General features: G+C 42.4%; 4 protein-coding genes. 1 reads left to right on the top strand and 3 read right to left on the bottom strand.

The window, feature by feature from the left end; translation table 11 throughout:
* Nucleotides 1-145: 145 nt before the first annotated feature.
* The gene (locus tag G4417_RS16310) at nucleotides 146-1,522 is read left to right on the top strand and encodes an MATE family efflux transporter (RefSeq protein WP_173684126.1); all 1,377 of its coding nucleotides are present in this window, start codon (nucleotides 146-148) and stop codon (nucleotides 1,520-1,522) included.
* A 506-nt stretch (nucleotides 1,523-2,028) separates the two neighbouring features.
* On the opposite strand, the gene G4417_RS16315 is transcribed toward G4417_RS16310, so the two are convergent.
* The 3 genes from G4417_RS16315 to G4417_RS16325 all read right to left on the bottom strand — a co-directional run bounded on the left by G4417_RS16315 (nucleotide 2,029) and on the right by G4417_RS16325 (nucleotide 3,563).
* The gene (locus G4417_RS16315; RefSeq protein ID WP_330598408.1) at nucleotides 2,029-2,169 is read right to left on the bottom strand and encodes a hypothetical protein; all 141 of its coding nucleotides are present in this window, start codon (nucleotides 2,167-2,169) and stop codon (nucleotides 2,029-2,031) included.
* A 280-nt stretch (nucleotides 2,170-2,449) separates the two neighbouring features.
* Nucleotides 2,450-3,151, bottom strand: a complete 702-nt coding sequence (locus G4417_RS16320) for a hypothetical protein (RefSeq protein ID WP_173684125.1) — start codon at nucleotides 3,149-3,151, stop codon at nucleotides 2,450-2,452.
* A gap of 154 nt (nucleotides 3,152-3,305) precedes the next feature.
* Nucleotides 3,306-3,563, bottom strand: coding sequence for a hypothetical protein (locus G4417_RS16325; RefSeq protein ID WP_173684124.1), 258 nt, complete (start codon nucleotides 3,561-3,563; stop codon nucleotides 3,306-3,308).
* Between the last annotated feature and the right edge of the window lie 131 nt (nucleotides 3,564-3,694).

Raw genomic sequence — 3,694 nt, forward strand, 5'->3', positions numbered from 1 at the left:
ATGTAAATTTCCAGCCCGAGATGCTTTTAGGGCTATTCCAGGCTGGAAATTAAGGGTATCTGTTAAAATTGACAATGATTAATATACAGGGGCTGCTGCACATGCAAGTGCGGCAGTCCCTGTCGAATGGATGAGGAAAATTAAAATGAACACAACAGCAAATCTTGGCAAGGCACCCGTACGCACTCTGGTGCTCCAGCTTGCCATCCCTTCTATGACCGCGCAATTTGTCAATGTACTTTACAGTATTATTGACAGGATGTATATCGGACATATTTCCGAAAATGGCGCACTGGCTCTTGCAGGTGCAGGCATATGCGGTCCTATCGTTACACTTCTCACTTCTTTTGGCACCCTGGTAGGAATCGGAGGTTCCATTACCATGGGAATCCGAATGGGCGAAAAGAATCACAAAAAAGCAGAACAGGTACTGGCAAATTCTTTTCTGATGCTCAGTATTTTTTCTGTTCTGCTGACTGTCAGCTTTCTTCTGCTAAAAGATAAGCTGCTTATGTTGTTTGGCGCAAGTGGGGCTACTTTTCCCTTTGCCAATACCTACCTGACTATTTATACAACAGGTACCTTTTTCGCACTGATGGCTACAGGGCTTAATTACTTTATCAACTGTCAGGGATTCCCCCTTGTGGGAATGTTTACCGTACTGATCGGCGCAGGATGTAACATCCTGTCAGACCCGATTTTTATTTTTGGTTTTCATATGGGAATTTCCGGTGCTGCCATTGCAACCGTTATTTCGCAGATACTCTCCTGCATCTTTGCAATGACCTTCTTATTGGGAAAAAAGGTTCCTGTAAAGATTACCTTCGGACAGTACAACTTAAAAGTCATAAGGAAAATCCTTTCCCTGGGATTTTCTCCTTTTCTGATCCTGGCCACAGACAGCCTGATCCTGATCTTTATGAATACAGTGCTCCAGAAATATGGTGGTGCTTCCCTGGGCGATATGCTGATCACCTGTGCCACCATTGCTCAAAGCTATCTGCTTCTGATCACCTCACCTATGATCGGGATCAGCGGAGGTACACAGGCAATCCTGAGCTACAATTACGGTGCCAGATGCGTAAACAGGGTCAAGGACGCAGAAAGGAACATTCTGGGAGTAATGCTTATCTTTACCACCATCATGTTCCTTCTCTCCCGGTTTATTCCCCGGTACTTTGTTCTTCTGTTTACCACTGATCCACAGTATATCAGATTCTCTGTCTGGGTCATCCGTACCTATACACTGATGATCATTCCGCTAAGCTTCCAGTATGTCTTTGTAGACGGGCTGACTGCCCTGGAATGTCCAAAGACAGGACTTGCGCTCTCCGTTACCAGAAAATCTCTTTTTGTGATCAGTGCAGCTGTCCTGCCTTCTTTCTTTGGTGCAAAAGCGGCTTTTTTCGCAGAACCTGTTGCTGACGGAATCTCTTCTGTCCTCTCAACAATTGTATTCCTGCTTCTGATCAACCGCCACCTGGATAAACGCTGCCGGATGGACAAGAAAGAGAGCCTGTAAATTACTCCTGTATCTCCGCATTTGAGAGATACAGGAATAAGTATGATTGTGCAGCAATCTATCAGTACTGCTGTTTTCTGGATCTCCTCCAACGCAAACAGACTGTCCGGTTCATTGCCCACATAGCGTCCCACCACATCACGGAGAAGATTTCTCGCCAGACGCCTCTGCCCTGTATAGATCAGGACAAATCTCTCATCCAGTTCCTTCTTTGTCTGCGGTGAAAGCTCTATGTGTGCTACCTGAAGCCGCTGTTGAAGTCCAGGCATGGAGGTTATATATTTAAGACCATTCTTGCTTTCATCGTCACATAGTACACCAAACCACCGAGCACTCCACCTACTGTATTGTAGAAGATATCCGATAGCTAAAACGTACCCAATCTAGGCAATAATTGCAGCATCTCAATGCTTACCGAAAAGATGAACGCTATCTTCCCGCTATACCACAGTATCTTCTTCCAGCCGTTTCCTGTCTTTTCTTTGAATGTCCACATCACTACCGAACTAAACGGCATCCTCGTGATAGGTCATGCCATACCATGTATCATTTGTTTTCAGAACCTTCACAGATATCTTCCCATGCTCCAGCAGTTCACCGATGAAGATAGGAATCAGATATTCTGCCTTTAGTGGATTACCCGGCACTTCCTTCTCGAAGAATTCTTTGAATCCCTCTTCCAGCGTTGTAAGGAGATCAGGAGTTAGCCTATGCTCTCGTTTTCGTTTATAGTTTCTTTAGAAAAAAATCATTTCTTCTTCATGGGGTCTGACCCCGCAGTGTTGCAATATCCTGTAGAATATTGATCGTAATTTTCTCACTGCGCTATAGGCTCTTCGGTTTGTAATTTGTACTCATTTGGGCTTCTCCTGCTTTTCGTGATAATAAGATTCTATAGCATTTTAAATTCAGAAATGTTCCACTTTTTCATATATATTTTCTCCTCGTCAGCCACTTCTGATCTATACATTTCACCTCACCATCAAAACGGATATGGAGATGAACTCCGCCAGACCTCGGATTAATTTTTTCTACAATTCCATTCCCGAATTTCGGATGTGTAACGCTGTCTCCAATCTTATATTGAACAACTTCGTTCCTTTCTTTCTGCGCTTTCTGCAAACGTTGATAAGTATCCCGGAGCGGTACTGTCTTATCATGAATCCGATTCTTCAAAACCTTGTCATAGTTATGATCCATCAGTGCTTCTCCTGCCTTATAATAAGGTGTCGGAGCGGCTCCTATAAGAGAACAGCAATATTTCCATGCACTTCCATGTGTTCCTGTCTGCCATTTATACTTCTCAGGTATCTGCATATTGTACTGCATGTAATGCGCATACTCATGCTTAAATAAATCAATACGCTCTTCCTTTGACAATGGATTCTTCACTCCATATGCAATAAAGAGCAATGAAAAATGAAAATGCTCATCTTCATGGGAACTCCGTCTTGTGTAGGATCCCAAGGAATCTGTATCAAATCCAAATGTCACTGGTACTTTTGCTCCGTTTAAATGAAACTTCCGGTCCAGTTCCTTATATAAATTCTGTATTAATGCTGTCAAAATCGGAATTTCTTTCTGCAAACGCTGCCGCAGGAACTGATTTTCCTGATCATAATAAGTCATTATTTAACATTTCCTCCTGATTTCCCTTACCTTTCTCGCTTCTCATATGATTCTATCAAACACTGATGCTTCTTCGTCTTCTTATCATAATTTACCCCAACCAGTAAAATATCACCTGTATACTGTTTTATTGATTCGGGATATTTTCTCTCTTTTATCTACTGTAACGCTGTCTTGGCATTCTTATTCCATTTTTTCTTTTTACCGCATGAGTAAGTTCCTGTCGTATTTCTTCATTTGGAATAAAGGCTTTTCTGGCATTCTGATTATATCCCAAATATCCAAGATGGAGCAAATAAGTAATAACATCATCTTTATTCGCAAATCCAACCATATCATTCTGAAAAGATGTTACATCCACTTCTACAGCTGCCCCAGACACCATTTCAATAATTGCCGTTTTCATCTTCATGGGGTCTGACCCCGAGAGTTTTTTAATCAGATGTTCATAGAACCACTCTGCATCCGATTTATACTGGAATGTTACCACAAAGTAGGTAGACCCAAGGAACCTCCCCTTGAGTCCCCATCAGAACCGTACGT

Source organism: Blautia wexlerae, from assembly GCF_013300825.1.
GTDB lineage: Bacteria > Bacillota > Clostridia > Lachnospirales > Lachnospiraceae > Blautia_A > Blautia_A wexlerae_B.